The sequence below is a fragment of the Velazquezella soli genome, from assembly GCF_977018685.1.
In genome coordinates this window covers 17,657-37,505 of sequence record NZ_CDRNXF010000003.1, presented here as the reverse complement: position 1 = coordinate 37,505, position 19,849 = coordinate 17,657, and the positions used below count along the sequence as shown (strand labels likewise).

General features: G+C 59.0%; 25 protein-coding genes. 23 read left to right on the top strand and 2 right to left on the bottom strand.

Going from position 1 to position 19,849, the window contains the following annotated elements; all coding sequences use genetic code 11:
• Positions 1 to 51: 51 nt before the first annotated feature.
• Both AC0JZ8_RS03520 and AC0JZ8_RS03515 read right to left on the bottom strand, forming a co-directional pair.
• On the bottom strand, positions 52 to 288 hold the full coding sequence (locus tag AC0JZ8_RS03520; RefSeq protein WP_471891819.1) for a hypothetical protein: 237 nt from the start codon (positions 286 to 288) through the stop codon (positions 52 to 54).
• A 183-nt stretch (positions 289 to 471) separates the two neighbouring features.
• Positions 472 to 1,098, bottom strand: a complete 627-nt coding sequence (locus tag AC0JZ8_RS03515; protein ID WP_113110255.1) for a S24 family peptidase — start codon at positions 1,096 to 1,098, stop codon at positions 472 to 474.
• A 67-nt stretch (positions 1,099 to 1,165) separates the two neighbouring features.
• Between AC0JZ8_RS03515 and AC0JZ8_RS03510 the strand changes: the two genes are divergently transcribed.
• The 23 genes from AC0JZ8_RS03510 to AC0JZ8_RS03400 all read left to right on the top strand — a co-directional run bounded on the left by AC0JZ8_RS03510 (position 1,166) and on the right by AC0JZ8_RS03400 (position 19,811).
• Positions 1,166 to 1,351: a helix-turn-helix domain-containing protein gene (locus AC0JZ8_RS03510; RefSeq protein ID WP_430259828.1), complete on the top strand. Its 186-nt coding sequence runs from the start codon at positions 1,166 to 1,168 to the stop codon at positions 1,349 to 1,351.
• A gap of 266 nt (positions 1,352 to 1,617) precedes the next feature.
• Entirely contained in the window at positions 1,618 to 2,124 is a 507-nt protein-coding gene (locus tag AC0JZ8_RS03505; protein ID WP_471891818.1) for a phage regulatory CII family protein, read from the top strand.
• 4 nt (positions 2,125 to 2,128) lie between these two features.
• Complete coding sequence (locus tag AC0JZ8_RS03500; RefSeq protein WP_471891817.1) at positions 2,129 to 2,323, top strand: DUF6525 family protein; 195 nt, start codon at positions 2,129 to 2,131, stop codon at positions 2,321 to 2,323.
• Positions 2,320 to 3,867, top strand: a complete 1,548-nt coding sequence (locus AC0JZ8_RS03495; RefSeq protein ID WP_471891816.1) for an MT-A70 family methyltransferase — start codon at positions 2,320 to 2,322, stop codon at positions 3,865 to 3,867. The genes AC0JZ8_RS03500 and AC0JZ8_RS03495 overlap by 4 nt, the downstream gene beginning before the upstream one ends.
• Entirely contained in the window at positions 3,864 to 4,166 is a 303-nt protein-coding gene (locus AC0JZ8_RS03490; RefSeq protein ID WP_113110252.1) for a hypothetical protein, read from the top strand. The genes AC0JZ8_RS03495 and AC0JZ8_RS03490 overlap by 4 nt, the downstream gene beginning before the upstream one ends.
• Positions 4,163 to 5,380, top strand: a complete 1,218-nt coding sequence (locus AC0JZ8_RS03485; protein WP_471891815.1) for a helix-turn-helix domain-containing protein — start codon at positions 4,163 to 4,165, stop codon at positions 5,378 to 5,380. The genes AC0JZ8_RS03490 and AC0JZ8_RS03485 overlap by 4 nt, the downstream gene beginning before the upstream one ends.
• The gene (gene nusG / locus AC0JZ8_RS03480) at positions 5,364 to 6,041 is read left to right on the top strand and encodes a transcription termination/antitermination protein NusG (protein ID WP_471891814.1); all 678 of its coding nucleotides are present in this window, start codon (positions 5,364 to 5,366) and stop codon (positions 6,039 to 6,041) included. The genes AC0JZ8_RS03485 and nusG overlap by 17 nt, the downstream gene beginning before the upstream one ends.
• Before the next feature lie 245 nt (positions 6,042 to 6,286).
• A complete protein-coding gene (locus tag AC0JZ8_RS03475) occupies positions 6,287 to 6,616 on the top strand; it encodes an HNH endonuclease (protein ID WP_471891813.1) in 330 nt (109 codons plus the stop codon).
• A 195-nt stretch (positions 6,617 to 6,811) separates the two neighbouring features.
• Positions 6,812 to 7,300: a hypothetical protein gene (locus AC0JZ8_RS03470; RefSeq protein ID WP_471891812.1), complete on the top strand. Its 489-nt coding sequence runs from the start codon at positions 6,812 to 6,814 to the stop codon at positions 7,298 to 7,300.
• Positions 7,287 to 8,987, top strand: coding sequence for a terminase large subunit domain-containing protein (locus AC0JZ8_RS03465; RefSeq protein WP_471891811.1), 1,701 nt, complete (start codon positions 7,287 to 7,289; stop codon positions 8,985 to 8,987). Before AC0JZ8_RS03470 ends, AC0JZ8_RS03465 begins: the two co-directional genes overlap by 14 nt.
• Before the next feature lie 33 nt (positions 8,988 to 9,020).
• Positions 9,021 to 11,033, top strand: a complete 2,013-nt coding sequence (locus AC0JZ8_RS03460; RefSeq protein WP_471891810.1) for a phage major capsid protein — start codon at positions 9,021 to 9,023, stop codon at positions 11,031 to 11,033.
• Between the two features lie 60 nt (positions 11,034 to 11,093).
• The gene (locus AC0JZ8_RS03455; protein ID WP_471891809.1) at positions 11,094 to 11,369 is read left to right on the top strand and encodes a hypothetical protein; all 276 of its coding nucleotides are present in this window, start codon (positions 11,094 to 11,096) and stop codon (positions 11,367 to 11,369) included.
• 2 nt (positions 11,370 to 11,371) lie between these two features.
• The gene (locus AC0JZ8_RS03450) at positions 11,372 to 12,718 is read left to right on the top strand and encodes a phage portal protein (RefSeq protein ID WP_471891808.1); all 1,347 of its coding nucleotides are present in this window, start codon (positions 11,372 to 11,374) and stop codon (positions 12,716 to 12,718) included.
• Positions 12,718 to 13,578 carry a hypothetical protein gene (locus AC0JZ8_RS03445; protein ID WP_471891807.1) on the top strand — a complete coding sequence of 287 codons (861 nt, stop codon included), beginning with the start codon at positions 12,718 to 12,720 and terminating at the stop codon, positions 13,576 to 13,578. Before AC0JZ8_RS03450 ends, AC0JZ8_RS03445 begins: the two co-directional genes overlap by 1 nt.
• Position 13,579: 1 nt before the next feature.
• Positions 13,580 to 13,885: a head-tail connector protein gene (locus AC0JZ8_RS03440; protein ID WP_471891806.1), complete on the top strand. Its 306-nt coding sequence runs from the start codon at positions 13,580 to 13,582 to the stop codon at positions 13,883 to 13,885.
• Entirely contained in the window at positions 13,882 to 14,223 is a 342-nt protein-coding gene (locus AC0JZ8_RS03435) for a head-tail adaptor protein (protein ID WP_471891805.1), read from the top strand. The genes AC0JZ8_RS03440 and AC0JZ8_RS03435 overlap by 4 nt, the downstream gene beginning before the upstream one ends.
• Positions 14,220 to 14,627, top strand: coding sequence for a DUF3168 domain-containing protein (locus AC0JZ8_RS03430; RefSeq protein WP_471891804.1), 408 nt, complete (start codon positions 14,220 to 14,222; stop codon positions 14,625 to 14,627). The genes AC0JZ8_RS03435 and AC0JZ8_RS03430 overlap by 4 nt, the downstream gene beginning before the upstream one ends.
• On the top strand, positions 14,624 to 15,079 hold the full coding sequence (locus AC0JZ8_RS03425) for an HK97-gp10 family putative phage morphogenesis protein (protein WP_471891803.1): 456 nt from the start codon (positions 14,624 to 14,626) through the stop codon (positions 15,077 to 15,079). The genes AC0JZ8_RS03430 and AC0JZ8_RS03425 overlap by 4 nt, the downstream gene beginning before the upstream one ends.
• 274 nt (positions 15,080 to 15,353) lie before the next feature.
• Positions 15,354 to 15,812, top strand: coding sequence for a phage tail tube protein (locus tag AC0JZ8_RS03420; RefSeq protein ID WP_471891802.1), 459 nt, complete (start codon positions 15,354 to 15,356; stop codon positions 15,810 to 15,812).
• Positions 15,812 to 16,240, top strand: a complete 429-nt coding sequence (locus AC0JZ8_RS03415) for a gene transfer agent family protein (protein ID WP_471891801.1) — start codon at positions 15,812 to 15,814, stop codon at positions 16,238 to 16,240. The genes AC0JZ8_RS03420 and AC0JZ8_RS03415 overlap by 1 nt, the downstream gene beginning before the upstream one ends.
• A 115-nt stretch (positions 16,241 to 16,355) precedes the next feature.
• Entirely contained in the window at positions 16,356 to 18,512 is a 2,157-nt protein-coding gene (locus AC0JZ8_RS03410; protein ID WP_471891800.1) for a tape measure protein, read from the top strand.
• The gene (locus AC0JZ8_RS03405; RefSeq protein ID WP_471891799.1) at positions 18,512 to 19,234 is read left to right on the top strand and encodes a hypothetical protein; all 723 of its coding nucleotides are present in this window, start codon (positions 18,512 to 18,514) and stop codon (positions 19,232 to 19,234) included. Before AC0JZ8_RS03410 ends, AC0JZ8_RS03405 begins: the two co-directional genes overlap by 1 nt.
• A 1-nt stretch (position 19,235) precedes the next feature.
• Positions 19,236 to 19,811, top strand: a complete 576-nt coding sequence (locus AC0JZ8_RS03400) for a hypothetical protein (protein WP_471891798.1) — start codon at positions 19,236 to 19,238, stop codon at positions 19,809 to 19,811.
• Positions 19,812 to 19,849 lie beyond the last annotated feature (38 nt).

Below are 19,849 nucleotides of genomic sequence, written 5' to 3'. Positions count from 1 at the left end.
ATCCGTTTGGGATGCCGCCGCAGGCATTGGCGCGGCGAACACCGAAGCGGATCAGGCGGCTCGCTGGGCCGGAACGGAAACGCGCCGCTGATGAGTGCTTGCGGCGACCGCATAGGCGCGAGCGTCGTCAGCAACTTCATTCAGCTGGCTGGCGGTGATGCCGAGGCTGTTCTTGAGGTCGCTCTCGGTGCAGCCTTCGCCAAGGCGGCGCATGGCTTCGCCGACGCAGGCAACCTGCTCCTCGCGATTGCGGCAAAGCGGATAAGCGTTGTGGTTTTCAAAGCGCATAGTTCTCTCCTGGTGATGATGGCAAGCCTCAGAAGAGGTCTGCCGACCCAAGCGAATATGCATTTCGCATAGTTTTGCGTCAAGCTCTAAATATGCGTAATGCATATTATGCGCTGCGCGTAGAAAATTGCAGCTTTGATATGAGGTTATGAGACTGATTCGGTGGCTCGATATCAGCTATTCTTACATCTTGAGGATAGACATGCGGACCCGTCCAATGATCGTGGGCGTGTTGTCGGGAAAAATTGCTTCGAGTTCAGCGTTCGTCGACACCGGTTCGAAGCGGTCTGGAGCTGGCCGGTATCGCTTATAAGTGGCGTCTCCGTTTTCGTCGGCGATTACGTAACAACCATTTGGGACGAGGGTTTTGTCGGCGCGATTGACGACGATGATCGAGGTAGGCGGCGAGATGCGATCCATTGAGTCGCCGGAAACCTCAAGTGCTATCCAGTCCCCTATCGGGAGCTGGCCGACAGTTACCGTTCCTTTTGCTTCGTCGCTAACGTCATCGCGCTGAAGCGCTCCGGCGCTGACCGTTGTGAGAATGGGGATATCGATTGCCTTGTCAGAGATGATCTCGTCTGCCTCCCCTGGTCCAGGACCAACTCCGCGTAAAAGCCAGTCGAGTGAGACTCTGTAGCGTCTCGCATACTGCTTCGCGTTTCGGACAACGCCTCTGCTGCCGTTTTCGTGGCCCGCATAGGTCGGGTACTTCATGCCAAGGGATTGGGCCGCCAGCGTGGCGTTCGCATAGCCTGCGTGCTCGCGAGCAAGCTTCAAACGCTTGCCGATTTCTACTGTGTCGCTCATGTGTGTGCGTTTCGCATAATTGGATATGCGTTAGGCATTGACACACGATCTATGCGTAACGCATAACATGGATATGTTCACGCCCAGCAGCATCATCCAGTTTCGGACAGAACGAGGCCTAAGCCAGCGAGAGATGGCGGAGTTGTTGGGCGTTGATCAGGGAACGGTCTCCAAAATGGAGACTGGGAAGATACGACCTAGCGGCCCAGTCGAGCGCCTTTTGTCCCTTCTTTCGAGGGAGGCGGCAGAGTGATTTCAGACCAAAATTCATACGGTGGCAGCTCCTCCTCCCGCTTGTCCACCGAACCACGCGCCAGGGTGTGTGCCCTGACCTGGCGCGATCTCCGGCCGAGGCAGACTTTGTCTTGCGGACCGTCTCGGCCGGTTTCCTTTCTAGAGCTTCGTGCATGCGGTCCCCCGTGATCTGATGCGCTGACCTTCTCACTTTCGAATGCTTCCCACGATGGGAAACGCGCGGGACTTTTCCCGGCGCGGGAAAACTGTGTCTGGAGAAACCCCATGCAGGATACTTTGACGAACGCCTGGTTCCATCAGTTGAAAGCCGCCAACCGTCTGCTGATCAAGAAGAACGGCGGCATTGAAGCTGCGGCGGAAACCTGCTCGCTTTCGAAAAGCCAGGTCGGCCGCTGCAATGCAGATTCGGACACGGAGTTGCTACCGATCCCGGCCGTGCTCCGGCTTGAAGCTGAATGCGGCGACCCCTGCGTCACGCGGGTTATGGCCGGTCTGCACGGCTGCAAGCTCACTGATCCGGAAGAGAAGAACCGCGATGGCACGTGCCTGGTGCGCGGCTCCCTCGCGATCGGCGCCGCGGCGAACGAGTACCAGCGCAATGCCTCGATCGCCTATTCCGACCTTCAAGTCAGTCCAGCCGAAGCAAGGCAGGGCATGCGCGATCTGGAGAAAGTCGTCGAGGAAGCGACCGAACAGATGCGGCGGTACGCCGGAATTGTCGCCAAGGGCGGCGATGCTTCGCGGGCTCTGAAAATCGTCGGCGGGGAATGACCCCGTGACCGCTCGCATCCTATCTCCTCCGCACCGCCTTGAGACCATGCGCGTCTTCGACGCTTTGCCAGACCGCATCCGCCGCGCCATCGCGCAGGCGGATTTTCCCTATGACCCATCGGAGATTGCCGACCGCCTGGCCAAGGGACGGCGGGCGGAGATCGTCGCCAGATCCATCGAGAAGAGGGCAACGCTATGATCAACGCGCACCAGGTCGCAGGCGACCGAGCCCAAACCGTCATCGCGGCGATCCAGCGCGATGGTTCGTATATGTGCGAAGACAGCGGCCACCTTCGGGTTTGCATCCGTATGAACGTTAAGGGGCTGCTCGACCGCGATCCAAAGAACGGCAATCTTTTTATCTTTTCCGCTAGAGGTCGAAAAAAGTTCAACGAGATTGCGCCGCAGCGAGGTGTTGGCGACTTACCTACGGTCAGCGAAGATCAGGAAAGGACGGCTTTCCGTCGAAAGATCGAGAGCATTGACGTTGGCGACCGTCTGCGCCCCGTCGATCCGACGCGTGTCGAGGCCATAAAGGCATCAATCCGAGAACTCGGGCTGAAGACGCCGATCAGCGTCTTTGGTAGTCCACTTCACGAGCGCGTCAAGCTTTCCGCCGGAGGCCACCGCCTGGAAGCCATGCGGCAGTTGGGTGCAGGATTCATCGAGTGCTTCCACGAAACGGGAGACGAACTCGATTCCGAGCTTTGGGAGATCGACGAGAACCTTGCGCGATCTGAGCTGACGCCTGCGGACCGCGCGCTGTTCACATACCGCCGCAAAGAAATCTACCTGCTGAAGCATCCGGAAACAGCGGTTGGGAAAGCGCAGGCGCGCGGTGCTAATGCGGCACGTCACGGACAAGCTGTCCATGACGTGCCGTCTTTTGATCGAGCTACAGCGGAAGCGACCGGTCAGGACGCCCGGACAGTCCGGAGGGACGCCGCGCGGGGCGCTAAGATCGACGACATGGCTCTTCACATGATCCGCGGATCTCGCCTTAATAGCGGAACGTTCCTTGATCGCCTCAAGACAGTACCCGCCGAAAACCAGGTGCTCTACGTCAAGGCGGCGCTCGCCGACGAAAAGCGTAAGGCGGACGAGGTCAAGGAGAACCGCCAGGTTCAGTCCAAGATCCGCCATTCCGTGCGTCTTGCCCATATGGCGTATGTGGCAACGCAGGGTGAAGTGAAGGCCGGCCAGGTGGCGCAGAAATTCCCGATTATCTACGCCGACCCGCCGTGGCAGTTCGGCGTGCGATCAGAGGTGACGGGCCGCGACAAGAGCCCGGAAAATCACTACCCGACCATGCCGACTGTGGAGATCATGGCGCTGTTCGAGAAGATCGGCGCGCCTGCGAAGAAGGACGCAGTTCTCTTCCTTTGGGCGACTAATCCGATGTTGACGGACGCGCTCAAGGTGATGGACGCGTGGGGCTTCACCTACGTGCACCACTGGATATGGGACAAGGAGATCGCCGGCACTGGCTATTGGGGCCGCGACCGCCACGAACTGCTTCTGATTGGCCGTCGAGGCGAGCCGGTGGCGCCCCTACCGGGAACACAGCCGAATACCGTCCACCGTGAAGCCAAGGGCCGCCACAGCGCCAAGCCGGAGTTCTACGCGGACACTATCGATCGGCTCTATCCGGGCGTCCCGAAGCTCGAAATGTTCTCGCGCTCGTCGCGTCCTCACTGGACGCCGTGGGGCTTCGAGGCAGAGGTGCAGGAGGCTGCGGAATGATGCGCTTCGATGCAGAGACATCCGACATATCGGAATGCAGCAACGACCAGGAACGCGCGCTGTGGCTCCTGCAATGCCCTCTGATGCGTCTAGTCCTAGACCAGGGCTATATCCGTCGCTGGCTGCAACAGGCGGGCTTCCGTGCTGGCCTGCAGTATCTGGACAACGAACTCTCGATCCTGCGCGAGCCGCGCCGCGATGACGGCCATACGGTCAGCTACATGGCGATGACGGTCGGCAGAGGGCGTCTGGCGCGCGTGGCAGCGGGCATCTCTCCTGTTGCGGGAGACGCTCCATGAACGAGCCTGACCGCCATTCAGCGTCAAGGGCGTGGTCCTGGCGTCATGCTGTAGGAAAGTCCGGCCTGCCGCCCATCACGCGGCTGGTGCTGCACACGCTCGGCCTGAAGATGGATGAAACTGGAGGGTCCTGCTATCCGCCCATTTCCGAACTCGTCGAGCTGACCGGGCTCGATAAGAAGACGGTCCTGAAGCACCTCGACGTTGCGGAACAGAACGGCTGGATCGAGGTGTCGCAGCATGGTTTCCGTGGTCAGAAATGGAAGCGAAACGAGTACGTCGCTCGCTGGCCAGGGCGCGATCTGACGGGTGAAACTGCCAAATCCGAGAGCGAAGGTGGTGGAACTGCTCCACCACCTTGCGCGGATAAGGTGGTGGAAATGGCGCCCGAAGGTGGTGGAAATGACGCCCATAAGGTGGTGGAGGAGCTCCACCAAGATAAGATTCTTCCAGCTAACATTCCAACTAACTCTCCAGCCGCTGTCGCGGAAGAGGGAGGATTGAAGCGGGTTGATCGAAAAAAGATAGAGCGGGAATTTACGCTCTGGTACGCCAGCTGGAAGAAGGGCGATGTCGAGTACGCTCGGAACGCATGGTTCGCACTTTCGCCGGAAGATCGCGCTGACTGCATCGAGCGCACACCGGCCTATCTGCGGTGGGCCAAGTCTGACGACATCATGGCAGCGGCTGTCTACCTCAAGAACCGCCATTGGCAGAACGTACCGGACCAGGCTCAGACCTCTGCAACGCGTGGCATCGCCAAGGTCTGCGGAAAGCTCTGGATGGGAACAAGGCTAGCAACGCTGGCCAAGGAGCCGACGGGCCGGATCGTTCTGACCAGCTTCGACGAAAAGCGTATTCGCGACGGCGAGATCTCGCGCGAGACGCTGCTGCACGAGAAGCGGCTTGAGCATGGCTGGCCGGTCGTGACGGCGATGCGGGACGCAGCCAGGCGCTCTGAGCCGTTCATTACGTCTTTGTCTCTCCTGCCTCACGTGGCAGGGTTCACGGCCATCGAGCGGGGTGGGCCTCTATGCCTTGCCTGGGAGGATCTGCATGAGCGTAGAGGCTGGCCATTCCCGGAATATTTGACTGAGCATCCATGGTTTCCGGCTGCGCCAGAGGGCGCCTTGAGCGCCATAGAGGCAGTCGAGCGGGCGCTTGAGAATTTCCTTTCGATGATTGGCGAGGCGGGCAATGACGATGCAGCATAAGCGCGGGACGTTCTTCCAGTTCGACGGCAAGGAAGTGGAGATCCGGGATTACGCCCTTCTCAAGATGGGCAACGCACGGCGTGCTCAAGAGATTCGAATCGATCAGATCGGCATGGCCAGCAAGCGAATCGCTGACGACTATCCTGAGCTTGCGGGCTGGTTCTGCCTCAAAATAATGGGCAGCCGTGAATTCTCTGTGGAAGAAGCTTTGAAAAAAGCTGGTGTGGAGGCTCTTGTACCAGCTGCGAAAGGCGGGGAAATACGGCGCCGTGGGAGGGTTGTTCAGGCACCGCTCGTGCCTGTCCTGCGCGGATATGTGCTCGTCAGATGCGTTCCTTCCGCAGCTGCGATGGCCGGTCTGAGGCGCTTTGAGCGGGTGCTTGATATTGTCGGAACAGCGGAGAAACCGTTCCGAGTCCCCGAAAGATTTGTGAGCAAGTTCATCAAGAAAGTTGAGGACGGGACTTACGATCATCGGCCACCATCGCCGACTGAGTACAGGCTTGGGGAGAGGGTCAAGGTAGTAGATGGACCCTTCGCCTCTTTCCCTGCCGAAGTCGTCTCGCAGGACATGCAAGGCAACCGATTGACGGTTGAGGTTGAGATCTTCGGTCGGCCAACGCCGGTGGATTTGGATGTTGCGCAGGTCGAAAAAGTATGAGAGCTATTGCAGCACTGGATGAGCTGATGATCCTGCAGTGAGCCTCTGAGAACGCCTAAACAGCGGGGAGCAATCCCGAGGTCGGTACACCGGTCAGCCCCAACCTTGACGCCCTCGCTTGTAGGGATCGACTCAAGGCAAGTGCTACTGCTATGCGATGACAAATGATGAGGCGGCCGGAAGGTCGCCTTTTGTCGTCTTAGAGTATGTCTCGTCTCAAGTCCTTGCCACCTCGACTGACCTCGATGCCACCTCGTCTTGGCCGTGCGCCTGGTGACGAAAAGGCCAGGTTGCGAGAGCGCGAGATCAACACGCCGAACCGCAGCTGGTATCACAGCGCACGGTGGAAGAAGCTGCGGCTCAAGGTTTTCGAACGTGACAGCTACACATGCAGGCAGACCGCAGCGCTCTGTCTCGGCACGCATCCCGCTCCTAACAGTCCAGTGTGCGACCATGTCAAGCCACATCACTGGGACGAGCAGTTGTTCTGGGACATCGACAACCTGCAGACCGTGACCAAAGCCTACCACGATAGCGAGAAACAGAAGCAGGAGCGGGCTCAGCCCGGTTGGTAGCCTAAAAATATAGAAAAGTTATGAGGCTTAACCCCGTCTGTTGAGACCGAAAATCGGGATCTCCTACCCCTCGACCCTGACCCTCGACCGACACGTGACCGAAATGCCACACCTCATCGACCGGGAGGGGGGGTCGAAAGTCTGGAACCGCTCCGCCTCCCGCACCCGCGTCCCCCGCATTCAGGGATTTTTTTTATGTCGGATGAGAATTTCGACCTCTTCGGAATGCCTTTCGTGGACAAGCCCTCGAAGCGCGGGCGTCCCTCTCATGAGGTCAGCAAGAAAAACCGCAACAGGGTCAGCATGTTGCTGGCGCTAGGGTGGACAAACCCTCGGATTGCATCGGCTCTCGGCGTCACTTTGCCGACGCTGCACAAGTATTATTTTTACGAGCTTCGCAGCCGTGAAGTTGCTCGGGACCGAATGGAGCTCCGGCGTATCGAGTTAGCCTGGGAGTTGTCCGAGAAGGGCAATGTTGGCGCGCTCAAGGAATTCGGCAAGTTGATGGAGCGCAGTGATCGCATGGAGATCGAGCGTGAAATGGCGACGACACCGAAGGACACCAAGCCTGCGCCAACCGAACGCGTCGGCAAGAAAATTCTCACAGAGCGCCAGGCGATCGATGCGGACGCTGATCTGATGGCGGAGCTGGAGCAGGAAGCTCAACAGCATGCACGCCACTGAAGATCTGCCGCGGTTTGCCTGTCTGGATTGGTGGGAAAGACTGCAGGCCGGCCAAACGCCAATGGCGGACGTTCCGCTGAACGAAGCAAAGGCGGCGAAGGCAGTTGCATTCTTCAACCGTTTACGTCTGCCTGACATCGCTGGCAATCCGCCGTTGTCAGAAGCCTGCGGCGACTGGTTCCGTGAAATTCTTTGCGCGTTTTTGGCAAGCGAGGATACAGAGACAAAGAAAATTCTGGTTCGGGAGCTGCTTTGCATGGTCCCGAAGAAGAACTCCAAGACGACCTACGTTGCGGCCCTCGGGCTGACGGCTCTCTTCATGGAGGAAGCGCCAAATCGACAGATGCTGATCGTTGCGCCGAGCCAAAATATTTCAACCCGCTGCTTCGAGCAGGCACAGGGCATGATTCGCATCGACCCGAGGCTGAGAAGCATCTTCGACGTGCAGGACAGCGAAAAACGGATCACGCGTATTAAGACCGGCACGAAGCTGGACGTTAAGACGTTCGACACTGGCATCATTACCGGTGAGATACCGATCCTCACAATCATCGATGAGCTGCACGAGCTGGGGAAGAAGAACAAGGCAGCAGCCGTGATGCAGCAGATCAGAGGCGGCGGCATCACGATGCAAGGCGGTCAGGTTCTCATGATCACCACGCAATCCGATGAGGCGCCAACCGGGATCTGGAAGATCGAATTGGACAAAGCGCGGGCCATTCGCGACGGCAAGGGCGGTGGAGCGCCGATCATGCTTCCGGTCCTTTACGAGTTTCCCGTCGAGAAGCAGGTTGATCAGGAATACTGGCGCAATCAGACCAATTGGGGCGCGGTGCTTCCAAATCTCGGCCGGTCGATTGATCCCGAACTCCTGGTCGCCGACTACGAGAACAACGGCAAGGCCAACCCTGAAGCCGAACAAATCTGGACCAGCCAGCATCTGAATATTCAGATCGGGGTCGGGATCGGCGGTGACGGATGGTCGGGAGCTGTCCACTGGTCCGACTGCGTTGATCCGAAGTTGGCAGGACTTGATGATCTTCTCCGCCGATCCGAGGTTTGCACCATCGGTATTGACTGGGGCGGCGCTGACGATCTCGCGGCTCTGTATGTCATCGGACGGGAAAAGGTGACCAAGCGTTGGCTCGGTTGGGGTCAGGCTTGGGCTCGGCAGAGTGTATTTGAAAGACGTAAGGGCATCTCGTCGCGACTTAGAGAATTTGAGGGTCTTGGCGAACTGATTATCTCCAAGAGCAGCGAAGATCAGGCTGCTTCTGCAGCTGATATCTGTAGGAGGATTGCTGACACGGGTCTTTTACCTGAAGCGCGCGGTATTGGACTGGACTCGGCTGGGATTGCTTTGCTCCTCGACGCGCTGGAGGAACGAAACCTCGAAGCGCCACAGCTTGAAGCTGTTGCGCAAGGGTGGAAGCTCCAGACCGCCATTTCGTCTGTCCCGCTCAAGCTGGAAGACAGACGTTTCGTTCATGGTGATCAGGCGTTGATGGCCTGGGCCGTTGGAAATGCCAAGCAGACCCTACGCGGCAGCAACTACGTGGTGACCAAGGAAGTATCAGGTGCGGCGAAAATCGATCCCCTGATGGCGCTTTTCAACGCCGCCATGCTGATGTTTCTCAATCCGGAACCCAAAAAATCGCCAAGCTACCAGATGCTGGTATTCGGCTAACCATCCACATCTCTATCAGAACTGGAGGTCGTCATGACAGTGACGCGCCGCGCATACTCGTTTCTGACCATCAAGGCAGTTGACGAAGAAAAACGCATCATCCGCGGCATTGCTACCACTCCGGCCGTTGATCGTGTCGGGGATATCGTCGAGCCCCTCGGCGTCAAGTTCACCAACCCGATGGCGTTTCTCTGGCAGCATGACGCTCATCAGCCGATCGGCACCGTCAAGTTCGACAAGCCCACCAAGGACGGCATCACATTCGAGGCGGAGATCCCCATAATTGCCGAAGACGGCAAGCTGAAGGACCGGATCGATGAAGCCTGGCAGTCCATCAAGATTGGTCTTGTTCGCGCCGTCTCGATCGGCTTTCGCGCCGTCGAATATGCCTTCCTGGACGAGGGAGGCATCAGGTTCATCAAATCTGAGGTCTATGAGCTTTCTGCCGTAACCATTCCGGCCCAGCCCGAAGCCATCATGACCAGCATCAAGAACATGGACGCGGCAGGTGTCGCGGTCATCAAGTCCTTCGACACAAACGCTCCTGCCGCGACAGGCAAAATCGAGCGCCCTGCCGATACCGCTCCCGGCGCCACGGGAAAATCCAAGCACTCAGTCAATCTCACACTCAAGGAAGACCCAGCTATGAAGACCATTGCTGAACAGATCGCGGCGCTGGAAGCCTCTCGCCAGGCGAAGTCCGCACGCATGTCGCAAGTCATGCAGAAGTCCATGGACGAAGGCCGCTCGACGGACCAGTCCGAACAGGAAGAGTTCGACACGCTCTCACAGGAAGTCGACGCTCTTGACGGCGACCTGAAGCGTCTCCGCACCATGGAGAAGATGCAGGCCACCTCGGCTAAGCCGGTCGTCTCTAACCAGATCAAGACTTCGGCCGACGGCTCTGCCGCCCGCTTTGGCATTGTGATCAAGTCTCCGGCGCTCGAAAAGGGCATCGGCTTTGCTCGTCTCGCCAAGGTCAAGGCCCTGGCGAAGCTTGACGGCGAAAGCGTGCGCACCGTCGCCAAGGAACTTTATGGCGAGGACTCGTCCATTTACGGGATCGTCATGAAGGCCGCAGTGCCGGCAGGCACCACTCAGGACGGCAACTGGGCATCGCCTCTCGTTGGTGAAGGAACCGATGTGATCGCGGACTTTGTTGAATACCTCCGTCCGCGCACCATCCTCGGTCGTTTTGGCCAGAATGGTGTGCCAGCCCTTCGCAACGTTCCCTTCAACGTCCCGCTGGTCGGGCAGACGGAAGGCGGCGAGGGCTACTGGGTTGGGGAAGGTAAGGCAAAGCCGCTCACCAGCTTCGGCTTCGAGCGCAATATCCTCGACATCTTCAAGGTGGCGAACATTGCGGTCGTGACCGAAGAACTCCTTCGTCGGTCGTCGCCGGCCGCTGAAGGCCTCCTCCGCGACAGTCTGGCTGCTGCGATCGCCGCTCGCCTCGACACTGACTTCGTCAACCCCGCCAAGGCAGCTGTCGCTGGTGTATCCCCGGCTTCCATCACCAACGGCTTGACCCCGGTTGCGTCGTCTGGTGGCGATGCTGATGCCATCCGGACGGATATTCGCGCCCTTATGGCGACATTCATCGCGGCGCAGAACGCTCCGACGAGCGGTGTCTGGATCATGGGTTCGACTACGGCCCTCGCGCTGTCGATGATGACCAATCCGCTCGGACAGGCGGAATTCCCAGGCATCTCTATGACTGGCGGCACCTTCGCGGGCCTACCGGTCATCGTGTCGGATTACATCCCGGCAGGCACTGTCGTACTTGCCAACGCCAGCGACATCTATCTCGCTGACGAAGGCGGCATCCAGGTCGACATGTCCCGCGAAGCCTCGCTTGAGATGGCCGACAACCCGGCGCACAACTCTGACACACCGACCGGCGCAACGTCGCTCGTCTCGATGTTCCAGACCAACAGCGTGGCCTTCCGTGTCGAGCGGTTCATCAACTGGGCACGCCGCCGTCCTTCGGCTGTGGCCATCCTCACCGGCGCCACCTGGGGCACCCCAACTCCAGTTACTCCGTAACGACAACGAGCCAGCCTCATTCGTGGGGCTGGCTTCCCTCGTCCAAGCAAGGAGAAGGCAATGAAAAAGTCCTCGTACATGACCCGCGCCATGAAGGTGAGCGATCCACGCTTCGCACGGGTTCTCGGGAAGCTTGGGTATGAGCGTGCCGACGTGGTTGCTGGTACCGAATCGGGCGATTCTCTCGACCATGCCGGGGACGAACGGAAGGGCGACAGCAAAACCACGGAACTGGACGCCCTTCGTGCAGAATACAATGAAACTGTCGGCAAGAGGGCCTATCACGGCTGGGATGTCGACACGATCAAGAACAAGATCGCTGAAGCGAAGGACTGATCATGCGCTTCCCCCGCCTATTCAGCCGCGACCCCGTGACGGAAAAAGCGCTGTCGCCTGCCTCTAGGGGGCGTGGCGGGTGGTGGTCTATCCTCGAAGCCGCGCCCGGAAACTGGCAGCAGAATGTCGAAGTAAGCTATGACTCGGTTCTGTCCAATCATGCCGACTTTGCCTGTCGCACGCTGATCGCTTCGGACATCTCGAAGCTTCGTATCAAGCTCGTGGCGAAGGACAGCGACGGGATCTGGAGCGAGACCAGCAATGCGGCCTATTCGCCGGTCCTACGCAAGCCGAACAGCTTCCAGAACCGGATCCAGTTCATGGAGTCGTGGGTTCTCTCTAAGCTGCAGCGCGGCAATGCTTACATTTTGAAGCAGCGCGACGGCCGCGGCGTTGTGGTCAAACTCTATGTGCTCGATCCCACTCTGGTGACGCCTCTGGTCTCGGATGACGGCAGCGTTTTCTATCAGTTGAGCAAGGATCCGCTCGGCGGCGTCGAGGGCAGCGTCATCGTTCCGGCACGGGAGATCATCCATGACCGGTTCAACTGCTTCTTTCATCCGCTGGTTGGGCTCTCGCCAATTTTTGCGGGAGGTCTGGCTGCCATGCAGGGGTTGGCGGTCCAAAACGACAGCACTTTATTTTTCCAGAATGGGGCCCGCCCCGGCGGTGTGCTTACGGCTCCGGGTGCTATCGCCGACGATACCGCCTCACGTCTAAAGGCTTACTGGGACGCCAACTTCTCTGGCAAGAATTCCGGCAAGGTCGCGGTACTCGGCGATGGGCTGAAGTACGAAGCCATGAGGGCCAAAGCGACGGACTCCCAGCTGATCGAGCAGCTGAAATGGTCTGGCGAGGTTGTCTGCTCGACCTACCATGTCCCTCCGTACAAGATCGGCCTTGGCCCAATGCCAACGGCGAGCAACGTCCAGAGCTTGAACGTTGAATATTATTCTCAGTGCCTCCAGGTTCTGCTGGAGTCGATCGAACTTTGCCTGGATGAAGGTCTGGGCATGGGCGAGAACATCGGAACGGAGCTCGACACCGACAACCTCCTGCGAATGGACAGTGTCACACAGATGGAGATGCTGGATAAGTCGAAGGGCATCATGTCTCCGAACGAGCAGCGACGGAAGCTGGACCTGAAGCCGAAGGCTGGCGGCGAAAGCCCCATGCTTCAACAGCAGAATTTCAGCCTCGAGGCATTGGCAAAGCGTGATGCCCAAGCAGACCCGTTTGGCACTGCGCCAGTCCCTAAGCCCGTCGAGCCATCCGAACCCGCCAATGATAATGCTGCCGAGGTGCAAGCTAGGGCAGCGCTGATCGAAATATACAAAGGACTGCGCTGATGACTTTCGACGGCAAAGCCTTCGGCACTGAAATTGTCGGCGTAGTCAAAGGCTATCTCGAGAAGCAGATGGCACCTCTCCTTTCCCGCATCGAGGCGCTGGAGAGGGCGATCAATGCAATTCCCGCGCCTATTGATCTGTCGGAAGATCTCGACGCTTTGAAGGCGACCGTTGAAGGGATCGTCATTCCTGAATTTCCGCAGGCTCCGGAGCTGCCAGACATCCGCGGGATGGTGGACGAGGCGGTGAAGACTGCCGTAGCGTCCATTCCTGCCCCGCAGGATGGCAAGGGAGTGACTGTCGAGGATGTTGCGCCTCTCATTGTCTCCGAAGTTGAGAAGCGCGTTAGTGGAATTCCTGTCGCGAAAGACGGAATCGATGGAAAAGATGGCGTTGGCCTGGCTGGCGCGTTGATCGACCGTGACGGGGAGCTCGTCGTGACGCTGACGAACGGTGCGACGAAGAACCTCGGCCCTGTCGTTGGGAAAGATGGCGAACCGGGCAAGCCTGGCCGGGATGGGTTTGCTCTGGAGAATTTCGACGCTTCAGTGATGGATGACGGACGCACCGTGCTTCTGGCCTTCACTGGCAACGATCTCGACTACAGCGTGGAGCTTGGCTTCCCAGTAATGCTGTACCGCGGCGTGTTCACCGAAGGATCGTACTGCAAAGGCGACACGGTGACCTGGGGCGGTTCTCTGTGGCACTGCGATGCGAACAGCACCGACAGCAAGCCGGGAGACGGTTCGAAGGACTGGACGCTCTGCGCCAAGAAAGGCAGGGACGGCAAAGACGGCTTCGTCAAGGATGCTAAGCCCCAGCAGCCGGTTCGCGTTGGCGTTCCAGCTAAGGAGGTCTGACATGGGCTTGGCTTCACTCGCTTTCGTCAAGGAGGGCCTTCGGGTCACCCACGCATACGATGACCCTGTTCTGACCGGCTATATCGAGGCAGCATCTGAACGGGTCGCCCAGTATCTGAAACAAGCTGCGGACCCAACTTGGACGGAGGAGACTGCGCCGGCCGTTGTGCGGGTCGCCGTAATCATCGCGGTGGATGCGCTCTATTCTCCCGGCAAGACTGACGTGCTGTCTGGCCTGGCGAGCAACGATCCGCGTAACCCGCTGGTGGGCCTGCTCTACAACATGCGGCTTCCTACAGTCGCATGATTACCGCACAGGATCTCTACCACAAGGTGATTTTCGAGCAGCCGGCCAAGCTTAACGACGGCCACGGCGGCAAGGTCGATGGTTGGTCCAATCCGGTCGAGGAAAGGGCACACTTTCGCTTTCTGCGCGGCTCCGAAACCGTGCAGGCTGCCCGTCTTGAAGGCAAACAGCCGGCTGTCTTGACGGTGCGCAACAATCCCGGCACCCGACAGGTCACCAACAGCTGGCGCGTGCGCGACGTTGAGACCGGCATGCCCTATGCCGTCCGGTCCGGCCCCGTCCCTACCGACGACAGACAGTTCCTCGAATTCACGGTTGAAAGCGGTGTGGCGATATGAGCGTTTCCGTTGCCTTTCAGGATCTTGTCCTCGCACTTCTCAATGGGGACGCCGCAGTGACGGCGATTGTTGGCGACCGGATTGTCGACGGTGCGTATGACGATGTGGCTTTCCCGAACATCACGCTTGGATCTAGCGACGTGGTTCGGGCGGACGCCGAGTGCATCCCGGGAAGGGAAGAAACACTGCAGATCGATTGCTGGACGCGCGATCAGGGAAAGCTCTGGCCCTGCCGAAAGCTCGTTGACGCGGTCGCCGGAGCGCTAAACGAGAGGGAAGGTCAAATGATCACGGGCTCGCTTGTGACGCTGAATGTCGGCGTAGTCCGTGCCTTCATCGATCAAGACAACATCACCGGCCACGGCGTGGTGCAGGTGACAGCGGTGATCGAGGAGCCAACATGACCGTCACTGGCCTAGACCGGCTGCAGCACAAGCTGAAATACACCATCCCGCAAGCTGTCATTGCTCGCGTGAAGGAGGCGATGGCGCAGAGTGCGGATGAAGCCGTCGCGGTTATGAAGAGCCTGGTCCCTGTCGAAAGCGGAGATTTGCGTGACAGCATTGCATGGACCTGGGGCGATGCGCCTAAGGGAACGCTTGCGATCGCGAGCAAGAACGTCAAAGGCAGCGGCCTTCGCATTACGATCTATGCGGGCGGTGGCGATGCCTATTACGCACGTTTCGTGGAGTTCGGCACGAACCCGCATATCAATGGCGGGCTTTTTGCCGGGTCGAAGCACCCCGGCACGATGGCGCGTCCATTCTTCTATCCTGGATGGCGCCTTGTGCAGCGGCGGGCGAAGTCGCGGGTAACACGAGGCATCCGCAAGGCAATCAAGGAGGCGTCTGTATGATGGCCTGGATGATTGTGCACCGTGAGGGCAATTTCCGGCGCCCTCGCTCGATCTACTCGTTCAATTTTAAGACGAGCCCCGACCCGCAACAGCGACCGCGTGATGTCGTCGACTATGCGGTCTCAAAGGGCATGGCCACCGAAGTCCCAGCTCCGCCCCGGAGCAAGGCGAAGGCTCGAAAGAGCGCCAGGGGCGAATAGCCCTTTCCCGAAACCGGGGCCTCAAGCCCTTTCTGGTTGGAAGATCTCCGACCCGCTTTCTCATGGAGAAAAACATGGCTCGTCCAAATTTCCAACGCTTCCACGAGTTTGTGGTGGAAGTCGAAACGGCGACGCCCGGTACCTTTGCCAAGATGTGCGGCATTACCGGTCGAACCGTAAACCGCGAACTCGCACTCGACGAGATCCCGGTGCCCAAAGACTGCGAGGACGAGTCGGCTGGTACCGAAACACTCGTCGAGCCTGGCGCTCTCGTCGTGACTGTCAGCGGTACGGCGCGTTGGGCTCGCCAGTCACACGAGATGATGATGGACTGGATCTATCTGAAGCAGCGCAAGATGGTCCGCGTCGGTCATGTTGCTGCAGCCGCCGGCGATACCGAGTATGAAATGGGGTACGCCTACATGACCGCTTTGAACGACAGCGGTGAGATCGAAGGCGAAAACAAGATCGTCACACGCGAGATCGAGCTCCGTTTCGACGGCGAGCCGGTACGCACGGCCAAGGCTGCCTGATGAAGGGCGTCGAGCTGACATGGGCCGGTGGTGAGCATGAGTTCAAGCTCACCATCGAGCTACTACGTGCCCTGCAGGACAAGTGCGACGCTGGCCCCTTGTTCATTCTGGAGCGCCTTGGCGCCCGTCGCTGGTATATCAACGATATCATCGAGACGATCCGGCTTGGCCTCGAAGGCGGTGGACTGCATAAGGAACAGGCTCGCCGATTGGTCAAGCAGTTCGTCGAGGATCGTCCTCTTACGGAATCGGTCATGATCGCACAGGCGGTCCTCATGGCTTCGTTGTTCGGATCCGAGGACGATATGCCGGGGGAGATCAAAGCGGGGGAGGAGAGCCAGACCTCAACCCGCTCCCACGAGGAAAATGGCGTTTCTCCGATTTCTACAAATGGTCAGGCGTCGTCTTTCGAGACATCGGGCGAATGACCGTATGGGAGTTTTCCTGCATGACCGAAGGGTTCAAGCAGGCGCAGGGTGGCAAGCAAAGTGCGCCACCTATGAGTGACGAACGTCTTGCCGAACTGGGCATCGAGGGCTTCTAGTGGCTGCTACAGATATCGAACGGCTGATCGTCGCTCTCGAAGCGCGCACCAAGGCGTTTGAGAACGCGCTGGCGAAAGCCAATGGCACCGCAAACCAGCGTGCCAACGCGATCGAGCGTCGCTTCAAGGCGATGAACAGAAACGTGCAAAACAGTTTCACTGTTGCTGCCACCGCTGCTGCGCGCGCTTTTGCCCTTATCGGTGGTGCGGCCGGCGCCAAGGAGCTGACCGACGCTGGAACGCGGATCAACAACGCTCTCAAGGTCGCAGGTCTCTCCGGGCAGGAACTCGAAACCGTCTACCAGTCGCTGTTTCAGGCTGCGACGAAGAACGCGACGCCGATCGAAGCTCTCGTGCAGCTCTATGGGCGTCTCTCTCTTGTTCAGAAAGAGCTTGGCGTTTCGTCTGAACAGATTGTCGGCTTTGCCGGAAACATTGCACTTGCATTACGTGTGGGCGGCGTCAGCGCCGAGCAGGCATCCGGCGCCCTCCTTGGCCTGTCTCAGGCCCTGGGCAACGGCAAGGTCACGGCAGAGGATTTCAATCAGGTCCTCGAAGGTGCTCCGACAATCCTCCTGGCCGCTGCGGCCGGGATCAAGGAGGCCGGCGGTTCTGTTTCCCAACTGCGGCAGCTCATGCTGGACGGACAGCTTTCGTCCAAAGCCTTCTTTGACGGCTTTCAGGCCGGATCACCGATCTTGGAGCAGAAGGTTGCCGGCGCTGTACTGACAATTGACCAGCGCCTGACGAACCTGAACACGGCGCTCATCAACGCAGCGAGAGAGTTCAATACGTCGGCCAAAGCGGGCGAGACCTTTGGCAGCGCAATCGATCAGGTCGCAGGTTTCGTCAACAGCATCCAGTTCGACAGTCTGATCTCGCAGATTCAGTCCGTTATAGCGGCGATGAACTCGGGCATATCCACGGTCAACAGCTTCGCGGCGGCTTATGCGCGGCTGTCCGGCTATGACGGTATCGGGCGCGATATTGTCAATATGCTTCCAGGCGACGGGGCGAGCAAGAGCCTGCTGGGTGGCGCGCTCACTGTCACGTCCACCGCAGGTATCACAGACCGGATCAACCAGGCATTCGAAGGCCAGATCGAGAACGCTGGCAAGCTGACATCTGATGCTGTTCGCAAGAGTGTCCTTGGTGGCGTCGATGCACGTCCCGTTACGACCACCAGCAAGGCAGGCCGCGTTCCCGCTGCGCCAAGCACGATCTCGCTGAGCGACCCGAAATATGCCGTGCCGGCGGCGTCGTCCAAAACCGGCAAGAAGAGCAAAGCTGGCGGCGGGGGCGGTGGCAAAGGTGCCAACGAATATCAGCGCGAGATTGAGCAGATCAAAGAGCGCACCGCAGCCGTCCAGGCTGAAACTGCGGCCATGGCGCAGCTCAACCCGCTTGTCGACGACTTTGGATATTCGGTGGAGTTTGCCCGGACGAAGCAGGATCTCCTGACAGCGGCCCAACAGGCGGGCGTTGCAATAACTCCGCAAGTCCAGGCTAGCATCGAAGCTATGGCGAAGGGCTATGCCGAGGCGAGCGCTGCGGCGGACAAGCTCCAGGCGACGCAGGCGAAGGCACGGGAGCAGGCTGAGTTTTTTGCGCAGACGGCCTATGATAGCTTCTCGGAGCTGATCCCGCAGATCGAGACGGGCAACAAGGCACTCGATAAATTTCTGAACACACTTATCGAGGCGGTCGCGCAATCGGCTCTTCTTGGCAAAGGCCCGCTCGCCGGGATCGGCGGCGGTGGCGGCTTGTTCGGAGGCTTGTTCAAGATTTTCGGATTTGCGACGGGCGGCATCGCATCGGGTGGAAGACCTATGAAGACGTTTGCTGGCGGCGGGATCTCGCGTTCTGCTGCGGTGTTTGGGGAGGCTGGACCGGAAGCTGCCGTGCCACTGCCAGACGGTCGCCGGATCCCGGTCGATTTGAGGATGCCGTCTCGCCAAGGTGCGGGGTCTGGGAGCACGCACGTCACCTTCGGTGTCGCTGCAGACAACAACGGAAACCTGCTGCCCTTCGTGCAGTCGGTCAGTGATGACCGGGTACAGAAAGCTGCCCCGCGCATCGTGTCGGCTGCTGGACAAAACGTGGTTCCGACAATGGCGAAGCATCAGGCCAACAAGGCCGGATCGGAGTGGCGTTGATGGCAGCTGTTATCGAGTGGCCGCTTTGCGTGCTTACCCCTCAAAGTATGAATGTGAAGCTTGTCCCGTTCACTCGGTCCGGCGGGAGAACCTTGGGAGGCATCGAGCCCGCTACTCGCACGGATCTTGGCTTCTGGTCGATTGACTATGGCAACATCCTTCTACGCAACAATCGCCGAGAGCAGTGGCAGACCTGGAATGCGATCCGCCAAAAGCTCGGCGGGAAATCAGGGCTGATTGCAGTGCGGGTGCGTGCGGGACTTTCGGCGCCCTACGTCTCGGGCAAGTTCGAACCCGTGATCGAAACACCACATGACGATGATACGCTGTTCGACGACGGGACGCCTTATGTGCAAGGCGCAATTTCTGTCGTTACGGAAGGAGTGACTCCGATCTCAGCAACTACGATCCGGCTGCGGATCGTGAACGCAGCGATTGACCTGGTTGGCGTTCGTTTCTCCTATCAGCATGCGCTTTACGAGACTGGCCCGGTGATCGATGTGGATGGCGACGTATGGACCCTTCCAATATCTCCCTCGATCAGGGCAACGATCCCGGCCGGCGGTGAGCTGGAGTTTGACCAGCCAAGTTGCATCTGCCGTTTGGTCGACGATCTTGGAATGGACGTTTCGCAGGACGCCATCTCACGCAACTCGTTCCCTTCCTTGAGTTTCGTCGAGGCGACAGACTATTGGGCAGACCTCGCTCTAGCGGGAGCCTGAAATGACAATCAAGTCTCTCCGCATCCTTTGCGATGCAATCCTGCCGGATAAGACGGTGAGGATTTGGGACGGCTCTGGCGGCGTATTCGTCGATGACGATGGCAGCCTCTACCGGCCGGCGCAATTCACCGATGATGCACTTCAGCAAATCGAGGCCGCCATCAACGGGGAAGCTTATACGCTTCAGCTCTCCCTGATATCGCTGGCCGCGTCGGTCGCAGATCAGATCTGGGATTATGACGAAACGCAGACCATCCAAGGTTCTGTTTTCGTCGTTAAGCTGAAGGTGCTCGACGAGAACGAACAGCCTGACGACCAGGAGCCGATCGTTGTGTTCACGGGCGAGATCGACAACCTCGATGTTGTCGACGAGACGTCTGAGAGCGGCATCACCTCGCGGGTGAACCTGGAGATCACAAACCGCTTCACGCTCCGGACACTGACAAGCGGGGCTGTCCTCTCCGATGTCGACCAGCGTGCGCGTGCAAAGCTTCTCAACCCGAACGCGCCAGACGACGAGTTTTGCGGGCGTGTTCCGCGGATGCGCGACAAGACGATCAAATGGCCGAACTGGTAGGAGTTGACGCGATGAAATTAGAAGTGACGGTGCAGATA

What these genes read in the sequence shown, in the direction of transcription:
- AC0JZ8_RS03405 (WP_471891799.1), top strand. Translation starts at nt 18,512, where the DNA reads ATGGCAGCTGTTATCGAGTGGCCGCTTTGCGTGCTTACCCCTCAAAGT.
- AC0JZ8_RS03425 (WP_471891803.1), top strand. Translation starts at nt 14,624, where the DNA reads ATGACCGTCACTGGCCTAGACCGGCTGCAGCACAAGCTGAAATACACC.
- AC0JZ8_RS03515 (WP_113110255.1), bottom strand. Translation starts at nt 1,098, where the DNA reads ATGAGCGACACAGTAGAAATCGGCAAGCGTTTGAAGCTTGCTCGCGAG.
- AC0JZ8_RS03475 (WP_471891813.1), top strand. Translation starts at nt 6,287, where the DNA reads ATGCCACCTCGTCTTGGCCGTGCGCCTGGTGACGAAAAGGCCAGGTTG.
- AC0JZ8_RS03420 (WP_471891802.1), top strand. Translation starts at nt 15,354, where the DNA reads ATGGCTCGTCCAAATTTCCAACGCTTCCACGAGTTTGTGGTGGAAGTC.
- AC0JZ8_RS03470 (WP_471891812.1), top strand. Translation starts at nt 6,812, where the DNA reads ATGTCGGATGAGAATTTCGACCTCTTCGGAATGCCTTTCGTGGACAAG.
- AC0JZ8_RS03430 (WP_471891804.1), top strand. Translation starts at nt 14,220, where the DNA reads ATGAGCGTTTCCGTTGCCTTTCAGGATCTTGTCCTCGCACTTCTCAAT.
- AC0JZ8_RS03400 (WP_471891798.1), top strand. Translation starts at nt 19,236, where the DNA reads ATGACAATCAAGTCTCTCCGCATCCTTTGCGATGCAATCCTGCCGGAT.
- AC0JZ8_RS03505 (WP_471891818.1), top strand. Translation starts at nt 1,618, where the DNA reads ATGCAGGATACTTTGACGAACGCCTGGTTCCATCAGTTGAAAGCCGCC.
- nusG (WP_471891814.1), top strand. Translation starts at nt 5,364, where the DNA reads ATGACGATGCAGCATAAGCGCGGGACGTTCTTCCAGTTCGACGGCAAG.
- AC0JZ8_RS03465 (WP_471891811.1), top strand. Translation starts at nt 7,287, where the DNA reads ATGCACGCCACTGAAGATCTGCCGCGGTTTGCCTGTCTGGATTGGTGG.
- AC0JZ8_RS03495 (WP_471891816.1), top strand. Translation starts at nt 2,320, where the DNA reads ATGATCAACGCGCACCAGGTCGCAGGCGACCGAGCCCAAACCGTCATC.
- AC0JZ8_RS03455 (WP_471891809.1), top strand. Translation starts at nt 11,094, where the DNA reads ATGAAAAAGTCCTCGTACATGACCCGCGCCATGAAGGTGAGCGATCCA.
- AC0JZ8_RS03450 (WP_471891808.1), top strand. Translation starts at nt 11,372, where the DNA reads ATGCGCTTCCCCCGCCTATTCAGCCGCGACCCCGTGACGGAAAAAGCG.
- AC0JZ8_RS03485 (WP_471891815.1), top strand. Translation starts at nt 4,163, where the DNA reads ATGAACGAGCCTGACCGCCATTCAGCGTCAAGGGCGTGGTCCTGGCGT.
- AC0JZ8_RS03520 (WP_471891819.1), bottom strand. Translation starts at nt 288, where the DNA reads ATGCGCTTTGAAAACCACAACGCTTATCCGCTTTGCCGCAATCGCGAG.
- AC0JZ8_RS03440 (WP_471891806.1), top strand. Translation starts at nt 13,580, where the DNA reads ATGGGCTTGGCTTCACTCGCTTTCGTCAAGGAGGGCCTTCGGGTCACC.
- AC0JZ8_RS03510 (WP_430259828.1), top strand. Translation starts at nt 1,166, where the DNA reads ATGGATATGTTCACGCCCAGCAGCATCATCCAGTTTCGGACAGAACGA.
- AC0JZ8_RS03435 (WP_471891805.1), top strand. Translation starts at nt 13,882, where the DNA reads ATGATTACCGCACAGGATCTCTACCACAAGGTGATTTTCGAGCAGCCG.
- AC0JZ8_RS03460 (WP_471891810.1), top strand. Translation starts at nt 9,021, where the DNA reads ATGACAGTGACGCGCCGCGCATACTCGTTTCTGACCATCAAGGCAGTT.
- AC0JZ8_RS03445 (WP_471891807.1), top strand. Translation starts at nt 12,718, where the DNA reads ATGACTTTCGACGGCAAAGCCTTCGGCACTGAAATTGTCGGCGTAGTC.
- AC0JZ8_RS03415 (WP_471891801.1), top strand. Translation starts at nt 15,812, where the DNA reads ATGAAGGGCGTCGAGCTGACATGGGCCGGTGGTGAGCATGAGTTCAAG.
- AC0JZ8_RS03490 (WP_113110252.1), top strand. Translation starts at nt 3,864, where the DNA reads ATGATGCGCTTCGATGCAGAGACATCCGACATATCGGAATGCAGCAAC.